Origin of the sequence: Paenibacillus cremeus, from assembly GCF_007786445.1 — a bacterium.
Taxonomy (GTDB): domain Bacteria; phylum Bacillota; class Bacilli; order Paenibacillales; family NBRC-103111; genus Paenibacillus_G; species Paenibacillus_G cremeus.
Window position 1 is genome coordinate 124,866 of record NZ_VNJI01000002.1, and the last position, 20,213, is coordinate 145,078.

Consider the following 20,213-nt stretch of genomic DNA (forward strand, 5'->3'; position numbering starts at 1 on the left):
AAAGCCATACTAAGGAAAAAGTTCGGGAGCAGCACTCTTCCCTCTTATTGGAGTGTAAGGAGCGGCTCAAGAAAAATTTTTCGTTAGGTGGGTGCGAATGAATGCAGGCTATTTGTCCTCAGTGCTGATGGTGATCTCACTGATTCTGTTCGCCAGTGGCTGGAAGAACGTCATCATAAGAGGTATTACTCACCAGAGTCTACTTCTTTTTTTTATTTTCTGGCTGCTTTGTTCTCTGGGGAGCTGGAGCTGGAACGGGGTGCATTATAGCGGGATTGTAGGCTTGCTCCTTATTACGTCGGGGATCGCGATAGCCCGAGCTTCCGGTGCCATGCTGAGGCTGCATGTGATTTCGGTAGGCTTGCTGCTGGGCTCCGTCTCCTTCTTTTTGAAGGAAAGCCTGCATCTGATACCCTCGATAATCGTTTACAGCACAACGGTGACCATCTCGGGGATTATCGGCCTGTTAGCTGCGGTAACACTGCGCCAATCGGCGCTTCAAATCGCTGCCGTATCGATCGGATTGTTGATTGGTGACGGCATGTTCGCGTATTCGCATAAAGAGCATGTGCAGATGAGTATGGGGGGAGCTGCGTTTCAAGATCTATGGTGGATGACGATGTTCATGACGCGAACGTTATCCATGGCAGTATTATCGATGCTGGAAGGCTTCAAACGCGCTGCCGGATTTGTTTGGGAGACGATCCGTAACCGTAGAGAATAACGGCCAAGCTCTCGTAGCCTGCCAAAGTGACGCAAAAAGGAAGTGGTTTGGATGTGGGCATGGATCGTAGAACAAAAATATACGGTAGGCGTTATCCTTGGGGTTATCTTTGGTCTCGGCGCCAGGCTGAATATGCTCAGAACGGATTACAGGCAGTATCCCACGTATCCGCACGGGAAAATCATTCATATTGCCCTTGGTGTCATTGCAGCCGGCTTGGGAGCTGTGGCGATCCCAGCCCTATTGGAGAAAAATTATACAGCGATCACCTTTCTGGGAGCGGCCGCTCAACAATTTCGCGATGTCCGCAACATGGAACGGCAAACGCTGAGTAAAATCGATAGCATGGAGCTCGTTCCACGCGGTGCCACTTACATCGAAGGCATTGCTATGGTGTTTGAGGGACGCAACTATCTAGTCATCTTTACTTCGTTAGTGACTTCCTTTTTTAGCATCGTGCTGTACTGGTATTGGGGGATTGCGGCTGGGATCCTGTCGATCCTCATTACGAATTATTTCAAAACGGGCGAGAACATTTCACATATCGCGAATGTTCGTGTGGGACAGGTGAAGATCGACGGGCCCGATTTATTTGTGGATGATATTTATATCATGAATGTTGGGTTAGGCGATACTCAGAACGTAATTCGTGAGAAGGCGATCGGACTGATTTTGGAGCCAAAGAATCGAAACAGTCGGATTACGCTCTCCAATCCCGGCCAGCGCCAAGCGCTGCTGCATGATGTTTCGACCATTATGGGGGTTCACCGGGATACAGGCGAGCCAGCATTAATCCCTTTAGCGAAGCTGGATATGAACGATGGCCGCTTGGCCATGCTGCTGCTTCCCCAGGAGCACGACCCCGAGAAGGCCAGAGTGGTTGCCATGCGTTGCCCGATTCTGGAAAGCGCGGTACGGATGCCAAGTGAGGCTGGGGTTAACAACAATGGAAAGGCAGGCGCATGAACCATGGGTAAGATCGTGGCGGTCGTTTCTATGGACAAGGAGAAGGTGGCCGGCGGCGCGCCGATTTTCATCGTCGAGTCCCCCAAGGAGCAGCAGGAAGTAGCGTTTCGACTGGAAAAAATTTTGGATGCGGCAACGCACGACCTGCTAAACGGTACTCTCATTCTGGTCGATCACTCCAGTGGCGGCGGAAACGGGTAGTTCATTTACTTGTTCGGCTGATTTTGGTATAATATTGTTTTGATATTGAAGGTTTATGGAAGATGGTTGTACATTAGAAGGGAATGAAGTGCATAATGGCAAGGCCTATCGTAGCGATTGTCGGCCGCCCTAATGTGGGCAAATCCACGATTTTTAACCGAATCATCGGGGATAAGCTGGCGATTGTAGAGGATAAACCCGGTGTGACTCGGGATCGGTTATATGGGAACGGTGAATGGCTGAACACCCATTTCAGCGTCATTGATACGGGTGGGATTGAGATTGAAGGCGAGGACCATATTCTGCGTTCGGTTCGCGTTCAAGCGGAATTGGCCATTGAAGAAGCCGACGTGATCATGTTCATGGTGGATGCGAAAGCAGGCATCACGCCTGCGGATAGTGAAGTGGCGGAGATATTATACCGCGCGAAGAAGCCGGTCGTTGTCGCTGTCAATAAAGTGGACAACCTTCAGCGGATGGATGACATTTATGAGTTTTACAGCTTAGGGTTCGGTGAAGTCGTTGGCATTTCCGGCGCTCACGGCACAGGTCTGGGCGATTTGCTTGATGAAGTGATCAAGCATTTCCCAGATAAGCAGGATGATGAGTACGGCGAGGATGTGATCAAAGTCGCTTTGATCGGCCGTCCGAACGTAGGTAAATCCTCTTTGGTCAACGCGATTTTGGGTGAAGAGCGCGTTATTGTCAGTGATGTGGAAGGTACGACGAGAGATGCCATCGATACACCGTTTGAAAAAGATGGGCAAAAATACGTCATTATCGATACCGCCGGGATGCGCAAACGCGGCAAGGTGTACGAGAACACGGAAAAATACAGCGTGATGCGGGCCATGAAAGCCATCGAGCGCGCGGATGTTGTACTTGTCGTTATCGACGGTGAGGTTGGCATCATTGAGCAGGACAAGCACGTAGCCGGTTTCGCGCACGAAGCAGGGAAAGCAGCGATTTTCGTTGTCAATAAGTGGGATATCGTAGAGAAAGACGACAAAACGATGCACCAGTTCACGCAAAAAATCCGCGATCACTTCTTGTTCATGACGTACGCGCCTGTGGTTTATGTTTCGGCCAAAACCAAGCAGAAGCTGCATAAGCTGCTGCCGGTTGTGAACACCGTAGCGGAACAGCACGCACTCCGAGTGCAAACGCACGTGCTCAACGATGTCATTTCCGATGCAGTGGCCATTACGCCGCCTCCTACGGACAAGGGCAAGCGCCTCAAAATCAATTACGCTACGCAAGTGGCGGTGAAGCCTCCGACGTTTGTGTTCTTCGTTAACGATCCGGAGCTGATGCATTTCTCCTATACGCGCTATTTGGAAAATAAAATTCGTGCGGCCTTCGGCTTCGAAGGGACTCCCCTTCGGTTGTTCACGAGACGCAAATCGGAAGATGAATAGGAGAGAGGCGACTTGATTAGCTTGTTATCGGCTTTGATCAGTTATTTGCTCGGTTCGATCAGCTTTAGTTATTTGGCAGGAAGACTGCTCAAAGGCATCGATATCCGGAAGCATGGTAGCGGTAATGCCGGGGCCACGAACACCCTTCGTGTGCTTGGCAAGGGTCCCGGGATTACCGTCCTTCTGCTGGATATGCTGAAGGGCGTTGCCGCAGTGTGGATCGGCACCCTTCATAGCGGTGGCGATCCGCTGATTCAAGTGCTTGCGGGAGTCTGCGTCATCGCCGGGCACAATTGGCCTGTTTTCTTCGGCTTTCGCGGAGGAAAAGGGATCGCCACAACGATTGGTGTCATGGTGACCCTGGCCTTCTTGCCGGCGTTGTTCGCTGGGATAGTTTGCATTCTTGCGATAGCTGCAACACGTTATGTCTCACTCGGTTCGCTCGTGTTTACTGCACTCTTACCTATTTTGATTTGGTTTATGCACTATCCGACGGAAATTTTTGTACTTAGCTTGCTCTTATTCGTATTCGCTTGGGTGCGTCACCGTTCCAATATTGCGAAGCTCTTGACAGGTAAAGAAAATAAGCTTGGCGCAAAGAGACAAGCTTAGCTTGCGTTAGTAGGAGGTGAGCATGGATGCCAAAGACAAGCAAAACGGCGGTGCTCGTAGCGGGCAGCTGGGGAACGGCAATTGCCTCAGTGCTGGCGGATAACGGTCATCAGGTTGCCCTATGGTCTCGTAACAAGGATCAGGTAGAGGAAATCAACAGCCGCCATCGCAATCATCGGTTTTTGCCGAATGCGATCCTATCCGAGCGCATTCGTGCCACGGATTCGATGGAAGAAGCGCTGCAGGCTGCGGATGCGGTCATCATTGTTGCCCCATCGGCAGCGATGCGAGATGTGGCTTCGCAGATGCAGCCGTTCTTGTCGGAGCAGACGACGGTTGTCCATGCGACGAAAGGCTTTGAAGCCGGCAGCCTGAAACGGATGACCGAAGTGCTGTCCGACGAGCTGAAGGGCTATGATGCTAACCGTATTGTCGTATTATCCGGTCCGAGCCACGCCGAGGAAGTGATCGAGCGTCGACCAACCACCGTCGTAGTAGCTTCTATAGATAAGAATGAGGCGGAGAAGGCTCAGGACTTGCTGATCGCTCCATACTTTAGGGTGTATACGAACCCGGATGTGGTAGGCGTTGAGGTTGGCGGTGCGCTAAAGAACATCATTGCACTCGGCGCAGGACTGTCGGACGGTCTCGGTTTCGGCGATAACGCCAAAGCAGCCCTCCTGACTCGAGGGCTTGCTGAAATTGCCAGACTCGGCACGGCTATGGGGGCCAATCCGTTGACGTTCTCAGGTCTCGCTGGTATTGGCGACCTGGTGGTGACTTGCACCAGCCAGCATAGTCGGAACTGGAGAGCCGGTTCGCTGCTTGCCCAAGGACTAAGCCTGGATGAAGTGCTGAGTCGGATGGGGATGGTAGTGGAGGGTGTGAAGACAACGCAAGCCGCCTATCGCCTAGCAAGTCAATATGAGATCGCCATGCCTATTACCAGTGAGCTTCATCATGTGCTGTTCGACGGGAAGGAGCCCCAATTGGCGGTGGAGGATCTCATGGGTCGTGGCCGAACGCATGAAATCGAAGATTTGGCAGAGCCTTTCCAAAACGGATGGGCGGACCAGGAATGACCGCTCGATTGTGAGATTACCGCGGCGCGAGTAGTCAAGCGCCTACACAGCTATGGTTTAATATACATATAATACCTCAGACTTAGGTTGCAATTTATAGTCTGAGGAGGTAATGCAAGCGATGCCAGATAATAAGAACATGTCTAAAGACGTGCTGAATGTCGTGAAGAAGAAGACGGGGAAATCCGTTTCTGAAAATGACATATATAAACTCGCCAGCGGTGTCAAGCCTTCCACGCTTCAGAGCGATGCGCAGCTCCGGCAGCTCATTAAGCAAGTATCCAGCCTGGTGAACATTCCTGTCTCAGAACAAACGACGAACGATATAATCGATGCGATCAAGAGCAGCAAAATGAACGCAAGCAACATGGAGCAGCTGATGAAGATGATTATGAAAAAATAATTTGTATTTTCAACATTTTGATGGCATAGGCCGCTGGGAAGCGCGCTTGTGCTTTTTTTGTGATATGATTATGCTATTGTAAAAAAAGGGCTGGGGGTTGGAAGTCAAGTGTTGACGTCGATGGACAAGATGTGGGCATCCTTTATCGCCATTGGACTAATGATTGCCGCATCGGTTTTAATTTCATTTGCGCGCAGTAAAACAACCGGCGTGGTGCGGGTGCTGTTGTCGCTGGTCGCGTTTTTAATGTTTATCCCGATACTACTCTATATGATTGTATCGATGTTTTAGATCATCTCGTTTGACCGGGGGGTTACCAAAAGCAATGATTACGCTAGCAGGACGAAGAGTGAACAAAACCGTGGAGCCTGTCAAAGGGTTCACCATCTTGGACATGGCGCTAAAGCATGAGGTGGATTGGGGCTTTTCTTGTATGAGAGGCACTTGCTCACGCTGCCGTTGTCTTGTAACAAAAGGAATGGAGCATTTATCAGAGGTTTCTGAAGAAGAGCTTGACGCCCTAGAGCCGGAGGAGATCGAAGAAGGCTACCGTCTGGGCTGCCAGGCAAAGATTCGCTCGGAAGGCGAAGTATCTGTGACACATAAACCTTATTTTTAACATAGCAGGATGATGAGAAGATGAATAAACATATGAATAGCAAGCTGACCGATCCCTTGCAGGCGGCAATGATGGAGTTGTCACTTCGAACGCAAGGGTTGAACTTATCATGGCTTGTAGGTGGTAGCACGGGACTTCTGATTCAAGGCGTACCGCTGGCTGCTGAGCCCCGTGACTTGGATATTTATATTGACCGTGGTCAAGCGCATGCGATGCATCAGGCACTGCAAGCGTATTCCGTTGATCCGCAGGCAGAAAGCGAAACGAATATTTACCGTTCCATACTGAGTCATTATGATATTGGTGGTGTCCGAGTGGAACTCGTCGGAGCCTTTGAAGTACGGGCATTGGAAAGTGAGTACCGGGTGGAAGCGGATTTCCTACATACCGAATCCGAGGTGCACATTGAATTGGCCACGAATGAACGGATCACACTTATGCCGCTCGTGCATGAACTGATTTTCAACGTACTGCGAGCAAGGCCGGATCGGTACGAAGCGATCGCGGAAGCATGCCGGGCCAATGATTTGCCTCAGCATAGAGCCTTATTCGAGCGTTTGGCGGAGCGGAATACGTTCAGCCCCATCCTGCGTCATAAGTGCGAACAGCTGCTTTCATAACGCCTGTGTATTTCTAGCATTATAACCAAAAAGGAGCTAGTCCTATGCCACAAATCACCTTCCTGCCGGACAACAAAAAAGTTCAGGTGGCTCCCGGTACAACCGTACTTGGCGCTGCGGCCAAGGCTAAGGTGCATATCCGCACGCGCTGCAGCGGCAAAGCTGCATGCCTGATGTGCAAGGTCAGGGTCACAAGCGGTTCGGGACTGGCGGGGCTGAATACGAACGAACGCCTGAAGCTGGGCGGCATGGATAACGAGGGCTACCGGCTGGCTTGCCAAGCTAAAATTACGGGGGATGTGACGGTCACCATACCGGAGGATCCGCTGAAGGCTGCGATTCGCAAGCAGCTGGAGCAACAACAAGAGGAGGGCTGGTAATGAAGAGCTTGATACGTTTGGCGGCGGTGGCTTTGATCTTTACGCTGCTGAGCGGCTGTTTATACCCAAAAGAAATGCGCAAGGAAAATCAAATTGCCAGCGGAGAATACGTGGTGCTGGTGCAGAACGCCATTGACCAATATAAAGCGAAGACCGGCGTGCTTCCGATCAAGAACAGCGAAGAAACGACGCCAATCTATGAGAAATACCCGATTGATTTTAAAAAGCTGAAGGGACCGTATCTCAGCACCGTACCTGCCAATGCGTTTGAAAATGGCGGTACAGCTACTTATGTGCTGGTGGATGCGGAGACGAAGCCGACGGTTAAAATGATGGACATCCCGTCCTTCCAACAAACGGTGGATTTGCAAAAAGCAGTCGACGATTACAAAGCCAAAACCGGCCAGCTGCCCAAAGGACAAGCCATCGCTCAAGGGTTTTCGACAATCGATTATGCGAAGCTGTCCAGAAAGCCGGACGAAGTCCAGAGCATGTACTCGCGGGAGATCAAATTGCCGTTCATGCTCCATGATTCCGGAGTTGTAGCCATTGATTATGCGCCGGAGATTATGCGATTGATTGACAAAAAACAGCTCCAGAGCAAGCTTGATCCCAAGCAGGATTTAAGACAGCTGCTGGTACAGGAATCATTCTATGTGCCGGCGCGCTCCTTCCCTTATTTTTGGCACAATGGACAGCCGGTTCCGTTTACGGCGCCCTAACTCTATTAACCAACCTCTATAAACCTTCAAAAAAGGCGATAGAGGTTTTTTTATTTTTTCAAAATAGCTAGAATAACCTGCATCCGCCCTACATATATTTGACAAGGATGAAGTCGCGAAGCATGCGGCAATAACGGTACAGCAAGGAGTGGTCAAAATAAAAGTTGGGTCTACCGATCATATTTTGATACGCAATACATATATTGTACTAGTCCGAAGCATGTACGAGTTTCGTCTTAAACCACCTGTAGGAGGGATTCTCATTGGAAAAAGTGGATATCTTTAAGGACATTGCAGAGCGTACTGGCGGGGATATTTACCTGGGGGTCGTTGGAGCGGTCCGTACAGGAAAATCAACCTTCATCAAGCGCTTTATGGAATCGATCGTGCTTCCAAATATTCAGAATGAAGCCGATCGCATTCGGGCGACGGATGAGTTGCCGCAAAGTGCCGCGGGCCGGACCATCATGACGACTGAGCCGAAATTCGTGCCGAATAATGCGGTGCAGCTGCACGTTGCGGAAGGACTGAATGTTAATGTTCGTTTAGTCGATTGCGTTGGATATGTCGTGGAAGGAGCCAAGGGCTACGAGGATGAAAATGGTCCGCGCATGATTAATACGCCTTGGTTTGATGAAGCGATACCGTTCCAGGAAGCGGCTGAAATCGGTACCCGCAAGGTCATCCAAGAGCACGCCACACTGGGTGTGGTCATTACGACGGATGGCTCCATTGCGGAAATTCCACGTGCCTCTTATGTGGATGCCGAAGAGCGCATTATCAATGAGCTGAAGGAAGTCGGCAAGCCGTTTATCGTCATTGTCAACTCCACGAAGCCGAACAGCGAAGCGGTGCAGGAGCTGCGGGGCAATCTGCAGGCAAGACACGACGTGCCGGTTGTCGCGATGAGCGTAGCGAATATGCAGGAAGACGATATGATGTCCGTGCTCCGCGAGGTGCTGTACGAATTCCCTGTGCACGAAGTGAATGTGAACCTGCCTAGCTGGGTGATGGTGCTGGAGGAGAATCACTGGCTCCGCTCCAACTTCGAGAGCTCGGTTCGCGAGACGGTGCAGGACATCCGCAGGCTGCGTGATGTGGATCGAGTCGTCACCAATTTCGAGGAGTACGAATTTATTGATAAAGCGGCACTCGCCGGTATGAACATGGGGCAAGGTGTGGCGGAGATCGATTTGTACGCTCCAGATGAGCTGTACGATCGGATCTTGATGGAGGTTGTCGGCGTAGAAATCCGAGGCAAAGATCATCTGCTCCAGCTCATGCAGGAATTTACGCATGCCAAGCGTGAATACGATCATTTCGCCGAAGCGCTTGAGATGGTGAAGACGACTGGCTATGGCATTGCACCGCCATCGCTTGCAGAGATGAACCTCGATGAGCCGGAGCTTATTCGTCAAGGCTCGCGTTTCGGGGTCCGGCTGAAAGCAACGGCACCTTCGATTCATATGATCCGCGTCGATGTGGAATCCGAATTTTCTCCAATCATCGGCACCGAGAAGCAAAGCGAAGAGCTCGTCCGCTATCTGATGCAGGACTTCGAAGCGAATCCGTTGAAGATTTGGGAGTCCGATATCTTCGGTCGTTCACTGCACTCGATCGTGCGCGAGGGCATTCAAGGCAAGCTTGCGATGATGCCGGATAACGCCAGATATAAGCTCCAAGAAACGCTTGGACGAATTATTAACGAAGGATCCGGCGGCTTAATTGCAATCATTTTGTAAGATATCATAAAAAAGTTCATAAAATTTGCATTGCAATTCCGCGAAAAATGCACCTTTTGGTGCATTTTTTATCTTTTCACTTGAAAAACCAGATAAGCTGTATTACTATAATCTTGATTTCTTTGCTCTGATAGCTGATCAATGTATATTTTTCGGTGAAACGGTTAACAAAGAGAATAACAGGAATAAGGCTTTTCATTGGGGGGAGGTGAATCGAATGAATAAATCCGATTTGATCAACAAGGTGGCTGAGTCCTCCGAGCTTTCCAAGAAGGACGCAACGAAAGCGGTTGAAGCCGTATTCGACGCGATCTCCGAAGCTCTGCAGAGCGGCGATAAAGTGCAACTGGTTGGTTTCGGGAACTTCGAAGTTCGTGAGCGTTCCGCCCGTAAAGGACGTAATCCGCAAACAGGGGAAGAAATCGAAATCCCTTCCAGCAAAATTCCAGCGTTCAAGCCTGGTAAAGCGCTGAAAGACGGCGTTCAGTAATTTTTACATACGCTTAAATGACGAAACGCTTGGATCTAGTTATAGATTCAGGCGTTTTTATATGCCGCTAAAAGTATTGCATGGCCCAAAGCTCGTATAGTATAATCAAGTTAAGTAGTAGTAAATGTTTTGAGAGAGTTGCGGTTCATATCGGGGTATGGCGCAGCCTGGTAGCGCGCACCCTTGGGGTGGGTGAGGTCGCACGTTCGAATCGTGTTACTCCGACCATGGAAGAGACATCGTCAATCCGGTGTCTTTTTCTTTTGTTAAAAATTTATGAAGCAAATTTCAAAGATATTTGTTATACTAAGTTGTCCTAATTTTTGTGCTGCTTACAGCTTCGACACAGGGGGAAGAACGAGAATGAGAGAAAGATTCAATCAATGGGTCCGTGCGAATGATTGGAATATGTACGGGATTCTGGCATCCATATTTTTGATCTGGCGGATTGGGGTTGTAGGCAACTGGAGTATCGAATGCTGGGTATTGCTATGTGTCTGCTTGATGGGTGTCCGCAAAGATCAAATTGATGTGGATTGGAAACGTTTTTTTATATTTGGTATTCCACTTCTGGGCGTCTTCTATTATTTCTACGGAACAGGCAACGGCTTCTGGTGGGATATTGCTAACTGGATGTTCGAGAAGAATCGTCACCTGCTGCAATGGGATAATTTCATGAAGAGCATTCCGCTGAATAGTGCGGGGTGGGCTAGAACCTTCAAGTCTCCATTGATGGATCAAATCATGGGCTGGATTTATAATTATGGCTTCGTGCTTTCCTTGTGGATCTGTATTGTCCGTAGCTTTTGGACGAAGAGCATTAAGAAAATGATGTCTTACGCCTTGTCGGGACATTTGCTGCAATTTCCACTCATTCTGCCGTTCTACAACCTGATCTTGCTTCGCGAAGTCTGGTGGGTGAAAGGGCAGCCGGATTTGCTTCACCGTAATTTCGCTACGGAGAACGAATTGCTCGTCAACGTAATGAATTGCTTCCCTAGTATGCATACGTCCATTTCTTTCGCGATGCTGCTGCTCGCCCTGCGGGAGAAAGATAAGATTTTCAAATATATGATGGTCACTTACTGTGCGTCCATTATTTTTTCGACGATGTACCTGCAAATTCACTGGGTGCTCGACGTCATTGCGGGTATGGCGTTTGCCTATGGCGTAGTCAAGCTGGCCGATCTCATCATTCGATTGGCTTCCAATCTAGTGCCGAGCCGTTTCAAAGGCTTTTACAATGCCAAACAAAAAGCTTATGCGAAAGACACTGTAGCTGCCTAATAGGCAGCTTTTCTTTTGTTCAAGCGGCGTCTGCGGTTGACAGCGGCCTTTTTTTTCTGCATCATAAGGAATAGTTTAACATTAGGAGCGGGAGGGAACGGATTATGGATGCAAATCAGAATGATTATTTTGTGATTAAAGCCAAAGAGAATGGAGTTCAGGTCATCGGGCTGACGCGTGGACAGGATACGAAGTTTCACCATACGGAAAAGCTCGACAAGGGTGAAATTATGATTGCACAATTCACAGATCATACCTCTGCTGTCAAAATTCGCGGGAAAGCGGTCGTGATGACGAAATTCGGCGTAATGGATACAGAGGAATAATTTTTTAAGCCGGCGCAGGCATAGCCTGCTTTTTTTCGTTGTACAATGATAAGGACAGGAGTTTGGCCAAACATTGAAAGGGTGCGGTTCAATGAAATGGTTTTCCCGTGTTCTTATCATGACTGTGATCTCGGGTGCAGTTGCCGTGTCATTATCATATTTGTCCGTGCTGGATGAGACCGCAGGCGTGTTTCGTACAGTGAAAGCACAGCCGGTTTCGGAAGGCAATATTGTGGATGTCGTATCGAAAATGCAGCTGCATTTGCGCATCCGCCGGGTGGAGATTAATCATGCGATCGTCTCGATTGATTTGCTTGCCGTCAAGACAACCGAGCCTACCGATATGGTGAAGGATTTATACGAAATTCCGCGCTATTTGTTCGGCGCATCCACGAATATCCATCAAGTGCTCATACGGGTATTGGATTCTTCGGCTGATCAGGGCGCAAGTCCCCAACTGCTTATTGCATCCGATGCTAGACGGGAGAAGTGGCTTCCGAGCGATTCAAGGATCCATCCGCAAAGCCTAGATGAGCTGCAGCAGTATTTGGATGCCCATTATCGCATGACCTACACGCCGAAATGGCAGGAGCGCACGAAAGAAAAAAGCTAATCGCTATCGACATGCGCATCCTATCCGTTTGTGCTATAATAATTTAGATGATGAAGTAAAGAACAAGATTAGATTGATGCAACGGTTGACAACTTGACATCGACGGGTTCGAGGTCCCAGTTGCAGCAAGCTTCGGAGGCTTACATATGAACTCTTATCGAATACCCGAGATGGCCAAAAAATATATGGAACACGACATGATTCTCAAGCATACGGATCTGCCGCGCTTTCCTGAGTACCGCACACGGCTGCTGTATGCCTTTTTAAATAAACACAGCGCATTGTCTGGGAATAGCGAGCTTTATGCCTTGGTTACCTCGCTTGTACAGCTCGGATTGGACACGCATGATATGGTGAGCATCACCAACGATGTCAAAGAAGAGAAAGCCGCGCGTTCGCGGCAGCTGAAGGTGCTGGCAGGCGACTATTTCAGCAGCCGCTTTTATTATTTGCTTTCCTATGCGGGACATATCGATCTTGTCGGAGTGCTGTCCAGCGCCATTTGTGAAGCCAACCGGTTGAAAATGAACCTGTATCTCCTGATGAAGCAGCTGAAGCTTACCGCCGATGAATATATCCGTCATTCCGTGGAAGTGAAGACGCAGCTGTTTCTTTCGTTTGCTTCCATGCTTGAAGATCGCTTTTTTAACGTGTGGCCGGAGATGCTTCGATTGTTTACGCGCTGCGAGGTGCTGGTACAAGAAATTATTCGTTCCGAGACTTCCCAAGAATTTAGGGAAAGCTGGGGTTTTTGGCATGTGATGCAATGCGGCACCAAGGATGAGAAGCAGCTTCTTCAGCACCATGACCCTGACCCATCTAAGCTTCGCTCGCTTTGGATGAAGTATAAGATCACGCCGCAGCTTCATGATCAGCTCGATGCTTGCATGACGGAGCTTGAAGAGAAGCTCGAGTTATTGGAGTCGGACAAGCTGGGCAAGGAGCTTCAAGCCATCGGAGAGTCGTTCCGCTGGTATTTAACCAACAAGAGTGCAACACAGGAAGTTTGAGGTGATGAGCATGCAAGGAAAATCCAAAGAGCAGTTTGTTCATTCCGTATTTGAGAGCATTGCTCCGAAATACGATTTGATGAACGATATTTTGAGCTTCAGGCGTCATAAAGCGTGGAGAAATTTCACGATGAAGAAAATGAACGTAAAGCCCGGCAGTACAGCCATTGATCTGTGCTGCGGCACCTGCGACTGGACGATCAGCCTAGCGGAAGCTAGCGGGACAGGCCCTATGGTCGGACTCGATTTCAGCCAAAATATGCTGGATGTTGGCGCAGAGAAAGTACGTCGCATAGGTCTGGACAAGCAGATCAAGCTCGTTCGGGGCAATGCTATGGAGCTCCCTTTTGAGGACAACTCGTTCGATTACGCTACAATCGGCTTTGCACTTCGCAACGTGCCTGATTTGGTGAAGGTGATTGAGGAAATGCAGCGGGTGGTGAAGCCGGGGGGGATGGTCGTTTCTCTCGAGCTATCCAAGCCGACCTGGCAGCCGTTTAAATCGATTTATTACTTCTATTTTCAACGCGTTCTGCCGATGCTCGGCAAGCTAATAGCTAAGCGATATGAGCAGTACAAGTGGCTTCCGGAGTCATTGATTCATTTTCCCGACCATAAACAGCTCGCCGACATTTTTCGTAAGACGGGGCTGACGAAAGTCGAGGCCTATCCGCTGACGGGCGGCATTGCGGCGCTGCATATCGGCATTAAGCCGGATGCGGCAAAATGAGCCTAAGGAGATGTCCACACAATGGTTTGGAAAAAGACCAAAATCTTTTTAGAAATGATTAAAATTGAGCATACGCTCTTTGCACTGCCCTTTGCGTTTATGGGGGCGCTACTCGGCTCGGTCGTCAATTTTGGCCATCTTCCTTCATGGAGTCAAATCGGTTGGATTTTACTCGCTATGGTAGGGGCTAGAAGCGCAGCGATGGGGCTGAACCGGATTATTGATAAAGTGTTCGATGCCAAAAACCCACGAACAGCCATGCGTGCCATTCCCGCCGGTCTTATTAGCTCGAAAGAAGCCATCATTTTTGTTATCGTCTCGTTTTTATTGTTATTCTGGGCCGCTGCAAAGCTAAACCCGCTGTGTGTAAAGCTGCTTCCGATCGCGGTATTTTTTCTCGTCTTTTACTCTTACACGAAGCGATTTACTTGGGCTTGCCATCTGTTTCTTGGTTTAACGATTGCTTTGGCGCCGCTTGGCGGCTGGGTTGCAGTAACCGGTAGTATTTCCGCTCCGGCGGTTGTGTTCTATGTTGCGATCGTTTTTTGGCTTGCAGGCTTTGATGTCATTTATGCGTGCCAGGACACCGAATTCGACCGGAAAGAGGGCTTGCATTCGATTCCCAGCCGCTTTGGTATTCCGAAGGCGCTTCGCCTTGCACGTTGGTTTCATCTGATTACCGCAGCCGGATTTATCGCTTTGTACTTGATGACGTCGCTTTCCTGGGTTTATTTAGTCGGTGTAATCATCTCTTATGCCCTGTTAATGTATGAGCACTACATTGTGAAGCCGAATGACTTGACCCGTGTAAATACGGCGTTTTTTACGATGAACAGCGCCTTGAGCATGGCCCTATTTGTATTTACTCTCGTTGATTTGGTGGTGTTTGGGCGATGACCAGACCGTGGGTGATCGGCATCACCGGCGCCAGCGGTGCGGCATACGGCGTCCGGTTATGCCGTTTTATGCTGTCTATGGGAGAGAACATTCATTTGCTGATCACGGATGCCGGCTGGCGCGTGCTGAAGGAAGAACTGGGATGGGACGCTGCCAAGCGGCAGCAAACGATTGAAGCCCAATTCAGCGAGGGAACTGGCAAGCTGGAGTATTATCCCATTCAAGACATCGGGGGGAAAACCGCAAGCGGCTCGTTTTTAACCAAAGGGATGGTCATCGTACCGTGCTCCATGGGGACGCTGGCCGCGATTGCGAATGGAGCCTCGGACAACCTGCTGGAGCGTACGGCGGACGTCATGCTGAAGGAAGGCCGTAAGCTAATCCTTGTCCCGCGGGAAACACCGCTGCATGCGATTCATCTGGAGAACATGCTGAAGCTGTCGCGCATGGGAGTTCGGATCGTTCCGGCTATGCCTGCTTTTTATCAGGGGCCGCAATCAATGGACGATATGATTGATTTTATGGTGGGAAAATTACTGGACAGCATGGAAATTGAACATCAAATGTATAAAAGATGGGGTATGTCAAATGACAACGAACAATCCGGTGATTCGAATCGGCCGCATTGATTTTACGAATGTTTGGCCGCTCTTTTATTATTTTCCGTTTTCTGCCTTTGGTAATGAACTGGAAGTAACTCAGCAAGTGCCGACGGGCTTGAACAAGGCGATGGCCCAAGGGGAAATTGATATCGGACCGATTTCATCGTTTGCTTACGGTGAAAATTATGAGAAATACATGCTGTTCCCTGATATGTCGGTTAGCAGCTACAGTCATGTGAATTCGATTCTTTTCTTTCACCGCAAGCCGATTGAAGAGTTGACGAGTGCTACAATTGCGCTGCCTACTACCTCGGCTACATCGGTTAATCTGCTGAAAATTATTTTATACAAATTTTACCATCTGGAGCCGAACTACGTGTACGCAGCCCCGGAGTTGGATACGATGATGAAGACAGCTGACGCAGCGCTGCTCATCGGCGACCATGCCATCCGCGCCAGCTGGGAAGACAATGGATATATGGTTACGGATCTCGGAGCAGAATGGACCCGCCTGACGGGACAATGGATGTCTTTTGCCGTGTGCACGATCCGCAAGGAAGTTGTAGAACAGCAGCCGGAGCAGATTGAACGGATCTACGAAGCCTTTCTGGAAAGCAAGCGCAAATCGCTTGCCGATATGACAGGAATGATTAATGATGCCCAGAAGCTCATCGGTGGAACAGCCGAGTATTGGGAGCACTATTTTTCAAACCTAAGCTATGAGTTTGGCCCGAAGCAGTGGGAAGGGCTGCAGCTGTATTATCAATATGCAACGGAGCTCGGTTTCTTGGATCGGGAAGTGAAGCTGCATATATGGAATCATAATTCTGTAGTACGGGTGACGGAATGAAACTGTTGGATATTTACGCCAAATTGAAAAAAGATATCAATTATATTGAGAAAGAACTGGAGCGAAGCATTGATGTGGAGCATCCGATGCTCCGAGAAGCTTCGCTGCATTTGCTCAAGGCAGGTGGGAAGCGTATCCGGCCTGTCTTCGTTCTGCTCGGAGCCAAGTTTGGAACCTACGATCTGGAACAGGTGAAGCACGTGGCCGTTCCGCTCGAGCTGATCCATATGGCTACGCTGGTTCATGATGACGTGATAGACGATGCGAATACCCGTAGGGGCCAGCTGACGGTTCGATCGAAATGGGATAACCGGATTGCCATGTATACGGGTGACTACATATTTGCCAAAGCGCTGAATATCGTAACGAAGCTGTCTAATCCGCTCATCCACCAAATCATGTCCAAAGCCATTGTGCAGGTTTGTATCGGGGAGATGGAGCAAATCCGCTTTTTCTTCAACAGCGAGCAGTCGATCAGGGATTACTTGCTGCGCATTAAGCGAAAGACAGCACTGCTTATCGCTATTAGCTGTCAGCTTGGGGCGGTCGCCGCGGGCGCATCGGAGAAAGCGGCACGTCAGCTGTACATTTTCGGATACAATGTGGGGATGGCGTTTCAAGTCAGAGATGACTTGCTGGATTTATTCGGCACGGAGAAGGAGATCGGCAAGCCGCCCGGCAATGACATAAAGCAAGGCAACATCACCATTCCGGTCATATTTGCGCTTCAGAATGAGAAGCTAAAGCCTGAGCTGCTAAGAGAGCTCAAGGTCATTCAGGACACCGACGGACAAACCGATGTGAATCCGTTTCTTAACATCGTGCGCCAAAGTGAAGGAATTGCGCGTTCAGAAGCGATGGCATCCAAATACATAGACAAAGCTATTGCAGCACTGCAGAGCCTTCCTGATATTCAAGCCAAAAAAGATTTGATTAGCATTGCACATTTTATAGGCAATAGGTCCTACTAGAAGATTATCACCATTAAGTTTCTATGATATAGTAAGATTATGAAGGGAGTCGATTTGTAATGGAAAGAACGTTTATCATGATTAAGCCGGATGGCGTCCAAAGAGGTTTGATTGGAGAGATCGTGGGCCGCTTTGAGCGCAAAGGCTTTCGTTTGGTCGCCGCCAAATTTCTGCAAGTGAGTCAGGAGTTGGCTGAAAAGCATTACGCAGAGCATCTCGGCAAGCCTTTTTATGACAATCTGATCCGCTTCATCACTTCCGGACCAGTGTTTGCCATGGTATGGGAAGGGGATCGCATCATTGCTTTGTCCCGCGCGATGATCGGAAAGACGGACGCGTTGGAAGCGGCGCCGGGCACCATTCGTTCGGATTTCTCCGTCACAACCAGGCTCAATTTGATCCATGGCTCGGATTCGGCTGAAAGCGCAGCCTATGAAATCGGCAACTATTTTACGCCAGAGGAAATCGTAAGCTATACGAAAAACATCGAAGCCTGGATCTGATAAAAGCGGGGTTGTAGAGATGGAAGACGATAAAGATTTCCTTTTATTCATTCAAAAAGTGAAGGATTATACATCCATTGATTTAGCACAGTATAAAGAAGCTCAAATGAAACGTCGTCTTACCACGCTGCGGTTGAAAAAGGGGTATAACACGTTTAGTGCCTTTTTTGATGCGATGACAAAGGACAAGGATCTGTTTTACGAGTTCTTGGACCGGATGACGATTAACGTTTCGGAGTTTTGGCGTAACCCTAACCGATGGGAAGTGCTGGAGCAGCGCTTCCTTCCCGAGATGCACCGCAAATCACGCCGACTTAAATGCTGGAGCGCCGCTTGCTCGACTGGTGAAGAGCCGTATACGCTGGCGATGATCCTCTCCGAGCTCGGAGCCTTGAACGACGCCCAGCTGTTTGCGACGGATATTGACGACGGTGCCCTCGACAAGGCCAAGAAAGGCATCTACGCCGATCGCTCGGTCCGGGATGTACCCGCTAAGTATTTGAAAAAATATTATCGGCAAGAAAACCTGACTTATCACATATCGGATACGCTGAAAACCGCCATTAAATACCAGAAGCAAAACTTACTTATCGATCGGTTTGATACTAATTTTGATCTCATTATTTGCCGCAATGTTATGATCTATTTTACCGAAGAAGCGAAGCATGTACTGTATCAAAAGTTTGCCCATGCGCTTAAGCCGGGCGGGATCTTGTTCGTCGGTAGTACCGAGCAAATCTTTAGTCCAGGGCAATATGGCTTGGAGCCAGCCGAAACGTTTTTTTACCGAAAGTCAGGGGCTTAGTGAATAAAGGTTACCAAACGATCCCATACTATGAATATTATGTTATGGAAGCTATTTCCGGCATAAACTGTTCAGGAGGGGCCGTATGGATAAACGAAAAGTCATCACAGCTTATCGTCGGGGCTTTATTACAATGCAAGAGTGCGCGCAAATTCTGGGGATCGACTCCTTGCAGATCGTCGGCATGGTGAATGATCCGGAATGGATCGAAAGCAGCCGCGTACGGGGCAGACAGCCGGTGAATGGCTAGCAGCGGTGTATCTTTTTCAAAAAGCGTTGTTGAACGGCGTGATGTCGTTCCGCAGCGCTTTTTTTATGGCTTCATTTTCTTGTCAAACGGTGGCACCTATACTATAATGAGCAAAAGGACTTAGCACATAAAAGCGCTAAAGCGTCCTAGGCGGATGGCGGCTGTAGGTTCAAGGACGCTGCAAGATATGCCTTATCGGGATAGGATGAAAGGGGACAACCAAATGAGATATTTAACAGCAGGAGAGACGCATGGTCCGCAGCTTACGACCATTATCGAAGGTTTTCCAAGCAATTTAACCATTAACTTTGAAGAAGTTAACTTCCAGCTGGCTCGCCGCCAGAAAGGCTATGGACGTGGCCGGCGCATGCAGATTGAGAAGGATACCGCCAACATCGTGGGCGGTGTGAGACACGGCAAAACTACAGGAGCGCCGATTGCATTGGTCGTTGAGAACAACGATTGGAAGCACTGGACCTCCGTTATGAATATCGAACCGATTGAAGGCAGCGACGAGACGAAGCGCCGGGTGAACCGTCCGCGTCCGGGACATGCCGATCTGAACGGCGGATTGAAGTATAATCAGCGCGATCTTCGCAATATTCTTGAGCGTTCCAGCGCACGCGAAACGACGATGCGCGTAGCAGTTGGGGGTATGGCTCGGCAGCTGTTAAAGGAATTCGGCATTAAAGTGGCGGGACAGGTTATCCGGATCGGCGAAGTGGAAATTCAGCGCCGCGAGCTGCCGATTGATGAGCTGATTTCAATTACGGAAGAGTCGCCGCTGCGGGTGACGGATCAAGATGCGGAAGCACGCATGATCGCTGCGATTGATGCCGCTAAGGATGACGGGGATACGCTTGGTGGTATCGTAGAATGCATTATCGAAGGCGTTCCAACCGGGCTGGGCAGCCACGTGCAATGGGATCGCAAGCTTGATGGCCGCATTGCGCAAGCGGTATTGTCGATTCAAGCGTTCAAAGGCGTAGAGTTCGGCATTGGCTTTGAAGCGGCTGAGCGTAGAGGCTCCTCTGTGCATGATGAGATCATGCATGATGAGTCCCGTGGATTTTACCGCGCAACGAATCGTGCCGGCGGCTTCGAGGGTGGAATGACGACAGGCGAGCAAATTGTTGTTCGCGGTGTAATGAAGCCGATCTCCACCCTCTACAAAGCTCTGCAAAGCGTAGATATCGACACGAAGGAAGCCTTCACTGCTCAGGTTGAGCGTTCAGACACGTGTGCCGTGCCTGCTGCTGGTGTTATCATGGAGAACGTCATCGCTTGGGAAGTGGCCCGCGCATTTATGGAGAAATTCGGTGGTGACTCCATCGAGGAGATTCGCCGCAATTATGAGAGCTACCTGGAGCAGATCAAGCAGTATTAATCC

At 49.4% G+C, this 20,213-nt stretch carries 27 protein-coding genes and 1 tRNA gene; all 28 read left to right on the plus strand.

Annotation, left to right across the window (positions count from 1 at the left end; translation table 11 throughout):
• Positions 1-97 precede the first annotated feature (97 nt).
• Entirely contained in the window at positions 98-724 is a 627-nt protein-coding gene (locus FPZ49_RS02500; RefSeq protein WP_144842844.1) for a hypothetical protein, read from the plus strand.
• Positions 725-775: 51 nt separating this feature from the next.
• Positions 776-1,690, plus strand: a complete 915-nt coding sequence (locus tag FPZ49_RS02505; RefSeq protein WP_144842846.1) for a YIEGIA family protein — start codon at positions 776-778, stop codon at positions 1,688-1,690.
• A gap of 3 nt (positions 1,691-1,693) precedes the next feature.
• A complete protein-coding gene (locus tag FPZ49_RS02510; protein ID WP_144842848.1) occupies positions 1,694-1,891 on the plus strand; it encodes a capping complex subunit for YIEGIA in 198 nt (65 codons plus the stop codon).
• A gap of 95 nt (positions 1,892-1,986) precedes the next feature.
• Positions 1,987-3,309: a ribosome biogenesis GTPase Der gene (gene der, locus FPZ49_RS02515; protein ID WP_144842850.1), complete on the plus strand. Its 1,323-nt coding sequence runs from the start codon at positions 1,987-1,989 to the stop codon at positions 3,307-3,309.
• Positions 3,310-3,321: 12 nt separating this feature from the next.
• Positions 3,322-3,921, plus strand: coding sequence for a glycerol-3-phosphate 1-O-acyltransferase PlsY (gene plsY / locus FPZ49_RS02520; RefSeq protein WP_144842852.1), 600 nt, complete (start codon positions 3,322-3,324; stop codon positions 3,919-3,921).
• A gap of 26 nt (positions 3,922-3,947) precedes the next feature.
• Positions 3,948-5,003, plus strand: coding sequence for an NAD(P)H-dependent glycerol-3-phosphate dehydrogenase (locus FPZ49_RS02525; RefSeq protein ID WP_144842854.1), 1,056 nt, complete (start codon positions 3,948-3,950; stop codon positions 5,001-5,003).
• Between the two features lie 121 nt (positions 5,004-5,124).
• Positions 5,125-5,406, plus strand: a complete 282-nt coding sequence (locus FPZ49_RS02530; protein ID WP_144842856.1) for a stage VI sporulation protein F — start codon at positions 5,125-5,127, stop codon at positions 5,404-5,406.
• Positions 5,407-5,514: 108 nt separating this feature from the next.
• A complete protein-coding gene (locus tag FPZ49_RS02535) occupies positions 5,515-5,697 on the plus strand; it encodes a DUF2768 family protein (protein WP_391563798.1) in 183 nt (60 codons plus the stop codon).
• Between the two features lie 34 nt (positions 5,698-5,731).
• Positions 5,732-6,025 (plus strand): 2Fe-2S iron-sulfur cluster-binding protein, encoded by a 294-nt coding sequence (locus FPZ49_RS02540; protein WP_144842857.1) that lies wholly within the window; start codon positions 5,732-5,734, stop codon positions 6,023-6,025.
• A 20-nt stretch (positions 6,026-6,045) separates the two neighbouring features.
• Positions 6,046-6,645: a nucleotidyltransferase domain-containing protein gene (locus tag FPZ49_RS02545; RefSeq protein ID WP_144842859.1), complete on the plus strand. Its 600-nt coding sequence runs from the start codon at positions 6,046-6,048 to the stop codon at positions 6,643-6,645.
• 44 nt (positions 6,646-6,689) lie between these two features.
• The gene (locus tag FPZ49_RS02550) at positions 6,690-7,025 is read left to right on the plus strand and encodes a 2Fe-2S iron-sulfur cluster-binding protein (protein WP_144842861.1); all 336 of its coding nucleotides are present in this window, start codon (positions 6,690-6,692) and stop codon (positions 7,023-7,025) included.
• Positions 7,025-7,747, plus strand: a complete 723-nt coding sequence (locus FPZ49_RS02555) for a DUF3939 domain-containing protein (protein WP_144842863.1) — start codon at positions 7,025-7,027, stop codon at positions 7,745-7,747. Before FPZ49_RS02550 ends, FPZ49_RS02555 begins: the two co-directional genes overlap by 1 nt.
• A 263-nt stretch (positions 7,748-8,010) precedes the next feature.
• Complete coding sequence (gene spoIVA / locus FPZ49_RS02560) at positions 8,011-9,489, plus strand: stage IV sporulation protein A (RefSeq protein WP_144842865.1); 1,479 nt, start codon at positions 8,011-8,013, stop codon at positions 9,487-9,489.
• Between the two features lie 208 nt (positions 9,490-9,697).
• Complete coding sequence (locus FPZ49_RS02565; protein WP_449289937.1) at positions 9,698-9,979, plus strand: HU family DNA-binding protein; 282 nt, start codon at positions 9,698-9,700, stop codon at positions 9,977-9,979.
• A 151-nt stretch (positions 9,980-10,130) separates the two neighbouring features.
• A tRNA-Pro gene (locus FPZ49_RS02570) sits at positions 10,131-10,207 on the plus strand.
• A gap of 135 nt (positions 10,208-10,342) precedes the next feature.
• Positions 10,343-11,266: a phosphatase PAP2 family protein gene (locus FPZ49_RS02575; RefSeq protein ID WP_144842869.1), complete on the plus strand. Its 924-nt coding sequence runs from the start codon at positions 10,343-10,345 to the stop codon at positions 11,264-11,266.
• A gap of 104 nt (positions 11,267-11,370) precedes the next feature.
• Entirely contained in the window at positions 11,371-11,592 is a 222-nt protein-coding gene (gene mtrB, locus FPZ49_RS02580; RefSeq protein ID WP_144842871.1) for a trp RNA-binding attenuation protein MtrB, read from the plus strand.
• 91 nt (positions 11,593-11,683) lie between these two features.
• Positions 11,684-12,205, plus strand: a complete 522-nt coding sequence (locus FPZ49_RS02585) for a hypothetical protein (protein WP_144842873.1) — start codon at positions 11,684-11,686, stop codon at positions 12,203-12,205.
• A 146-nt stretch (positions 12,206-12,351) separates the two neighbouring features.
• Complete coding sequence (locus FPZ49_RS02590; RefSeq protein WP_144842875.1) at positions 12,352-13,215, plus strand: heptaprenyl diphosphate synthase component 1; 864 nt, start codon at positions 12,352-12,354, stop codon at positions 13,213-13,215.
• Between the two features lie 10 nt (positions 13,216-13,225).
• The gene (locus tag FPZ49_RS02595) at positions 13,226-13,945 is read left to right on the plus strand and encodes a demethylmenaquinone methyltransferase (protein WP_144843060.1); all 720 of its coding nucleotides are present in this window, start codon (positions 13,226-13,228) and stop codon (positions 13,943-13,945) included.
• A gap of 21 nt (positions 13,946-13,966) precedes the next feature.
• Entirely contained in the window at positions 13,967-14,842 is an 876-nt protein-coding gene (locus FPZ49_RS02600) for a UbiA-like polyprenyltransferase (RefSeq protein ID WP_144842877.1), read from the plus strand.
• A complete protein-coding gene (locus FPZ49_RS02605) occupies positions 14,839-15,471 on the plus strand; it encodes a UbiX family flavin prenyltransferase (RefSeq protein WP_144842879.1) in 633 nt (210 codons plus the stop codon). Before FPZ49_RS02600 ends, FPZ49_RS02605 begins: the two co-directional genes overlap by 4 nt.
• Positions 15,431-16,294, plus strand: a complete 864-nt coding sequence (locus tag FPZ49_RS02610) for a menaquinone biosynthesis protein (RefSeq protein ID WP_144842880.1) — start codon at positions 15,431-15,433, stop codon at positions 16,292-16,294. Before FPZ49_RS02605 ends, FPZ49_RS02610 begins: the two co-directional genes overlap by 41 nt.
• Complete coding sequence (gene hepT, locus FPZ49_RS02615) at positions 16,291-17,265, plus strand: heptaprenyl diphosphate synthase component II (protein ID WP_144842882.1); 975 nt, start codon at positions 16,291-16,293, stop codon at positions 17,263-17,265. Before FPZ49_RS02610 ends, hepT begins: the two co-directional genes overlap by 4 nt.
• A 59-nt stretch (positions 17,266-17,324) precedes the next feature.
• Positions 17,325-17,768, plus strand: a complete 444-nt coding sequence (ndk, locus tag FPZ49_RS02620; RefSeq protein WP_144842884.1) for a nucleoside-diphosphate kinase — start codon at positions 17,325-17,327, stop codon at positions 17,766-17,768.
• A 19-nt stretch (positions 17,769-17,787) separates the two neighbouring features.
• Positions 17,788-18,573 (plus strand): CheR family methyltransferase, encoded by a 786-nt coding sequence (locus tag FPZ49_RS02625; protein ID WP_144842886.1) that lies wholly within the window; start codon positions 17,788-17,790, stop codon positions 18,571-18,573.
• A gap of 85 nt (positions 18,574-18,658) precedes the next feature.
• Positions 18,659-18,823, plus strand: coding sequence for a hypothetical protein (locus FPZ49_RS35300; RefSeq protein WP_186445560.1), 165 nt, complete (start codon positions 18,659-18,661; stop codon positions 18,821-18,823).
• Positions 18,824-19,046: 223 nt separating this feature from the next.
• Positions 19,047-20,210 (plus strand): chorismate synthase, encoded by a 1,164-nt coding sequence (gene aroC / locus FPZ49_RS02630; RefSeq protein WP_144842888.1) that lies wholly within the window; start codon positions 19,047-19,049, stop codon positions 20,208-20,210.
• Positions 20,211-20,213: the final 3 nt, after the last annotated feature.

Coding starts and splice junctions, on each gene's coding strand:
- FPZ49_RS02500 (WP_144842844.1), top strand. CDS start 98: ATGAATGCAGGCTATTTGTCCTCAGTGCTGATGGTGATCTCACTGATT.
- FPZ49_RS02505 (WP_144842846.1), top strand. CDS start 776: ATGTGGGCATGGATCGTAGAACAAAAATATACGGTAGGCGTTATCCTT.
- FPZ49_RS02510 (WP_144842848.1), top strand. CDS start 1,694: ATGGGTAAGATCGTGGCGGTCGTTTCTATGGACAAGGAGAAGGTGGCC.
- der (WP_144842850.1), top strand. CDS start 1,987: ATGGCAAGGCCTATCGTAGCGATTGTCGGCCGCCCTAATGTGGGCAAA.
- FPZ49_RS02525 (WP_144842854.1), top strand. CDS start 3,948: ATGCCAAAGACAAGCAAAACGGCGGTGCTCGTAGCGGGCAGCTGGGGA.
- FPZ49_RS02530 (WP_144842856.1), top strand. CDS start 5,125: ATGCCAGATAATAAGAACATGTCTAAAGACGTGCTGAATGTCGTGAAG.
- FPZ49_RS02540 (WP_144842857.1), top strand. CDS start 5,732: ATGATTACGCTAGCAGGACGAAGAGTGAACAAAACCGTGGAGCCTGTC.
- FPZ49_RS02545 (WP_144842859.1), top strand. CDS start 6,046: ATGAATAAACATATGAATAGCAAGCTGACCGATCCCTTGCAGGCGGCA.
- FPZ49_RS02550 (WP_144842861.1), top strand. CDS start 6,690: ATGCCACAAATCACCTTCCTGCCGGACAACAAAAAAGTTCAGGTGGCT.
- FPZ49_RS02555 (WP_144842863.1), top strand. CDS start 7,025: ATGAAGAGCTTGATACGTTTGGCGGCGGTGGCTTTGATCTTTACGCTG.
- FPZ49_RS02575 (WP_144842869.1), top strand. CDS start 10,343: ATGAGAGAAAGATTCAATCAATGGGTCCGTGCGAATGATTGGAATATG.
- mtrB (WP_144842871.1), top strand. CDS start 11,371: ATGGATGCAAATCAGAATGATTATTTTGTGATTAAAGCCAAAGAGAAT.
- FPZ49_RS02585 (WP_144842873.1), top strand. CDS start 11,684: ATGAAATGGTTTTCCCGTGTTCTTATCATGACTGTGATCTCGGGTGCA.
- FPZ49_RS02590 (WP_144842875.1), top strand. CDS start 12,352: ATGAACTCTTATCGAATACCCGAGATGGCCAAAAAATATATGGAACAC.
- FPZ49_RS02595 (WP_144843060.1), top strand. CDS start 13,226: ATGCAAGGAAAATCCAAAGAGCAGTTTGTTCATTCCGTATTTGAGAGC.
- FPZ49_RS02600 (WP_144842877.1), top strand. CDS start 13,967: ATGGTTTGGAAAAAGACCAAAATCTTTTTAGAAATGATTAAAATTGAG.
- FPZ49_RS02605 (WP_144842879.1), top strand. CDS start 14,839: ATGACCAGACCGTGGGTGATCGGCATCACCGGCGCCAGCGGTGCGGCA.
- FPZ49_RS02610 (WP_144842880.1), top strand. CDS start 15,431: ATGACAACGAACAATCCGGTGATTCGAATCGGCCGCATTGATTTTACG.
- hepT (WP_144842882.1), top strand. CDS start 16,291: ATGAAACTGTTGGATATTTACGCCAAATTGAAAAAAGATATCAATTAT.
- ndk (WP_144842884.1), top strand. CDS start 17,325: ATGGAAAGAACGTTTATCATGATTAAGCCGGATGGCGTCCAAAGAGGT.
- FPZ49_RS02625 (WP_144842886.1), top strand. CDS start 17,788: ATGGAAGACGATAAAGATTTCCTTTTATTCATTCAAAAAGTGAAGGAT.
- FPZ49_RS35300 (WP_186445560.1), top strand. CDS start 18,659: ATGGATAAACGAAAAGTCATCACAGCTTATCGTCGGGGCTTTATTACA.
- aroC (WP_144842888.1), top strand. CDS start 19,047: ATGAGATATTTAACAGCAGGAGAGACGCATGGTCCGCAGCTTACGACC.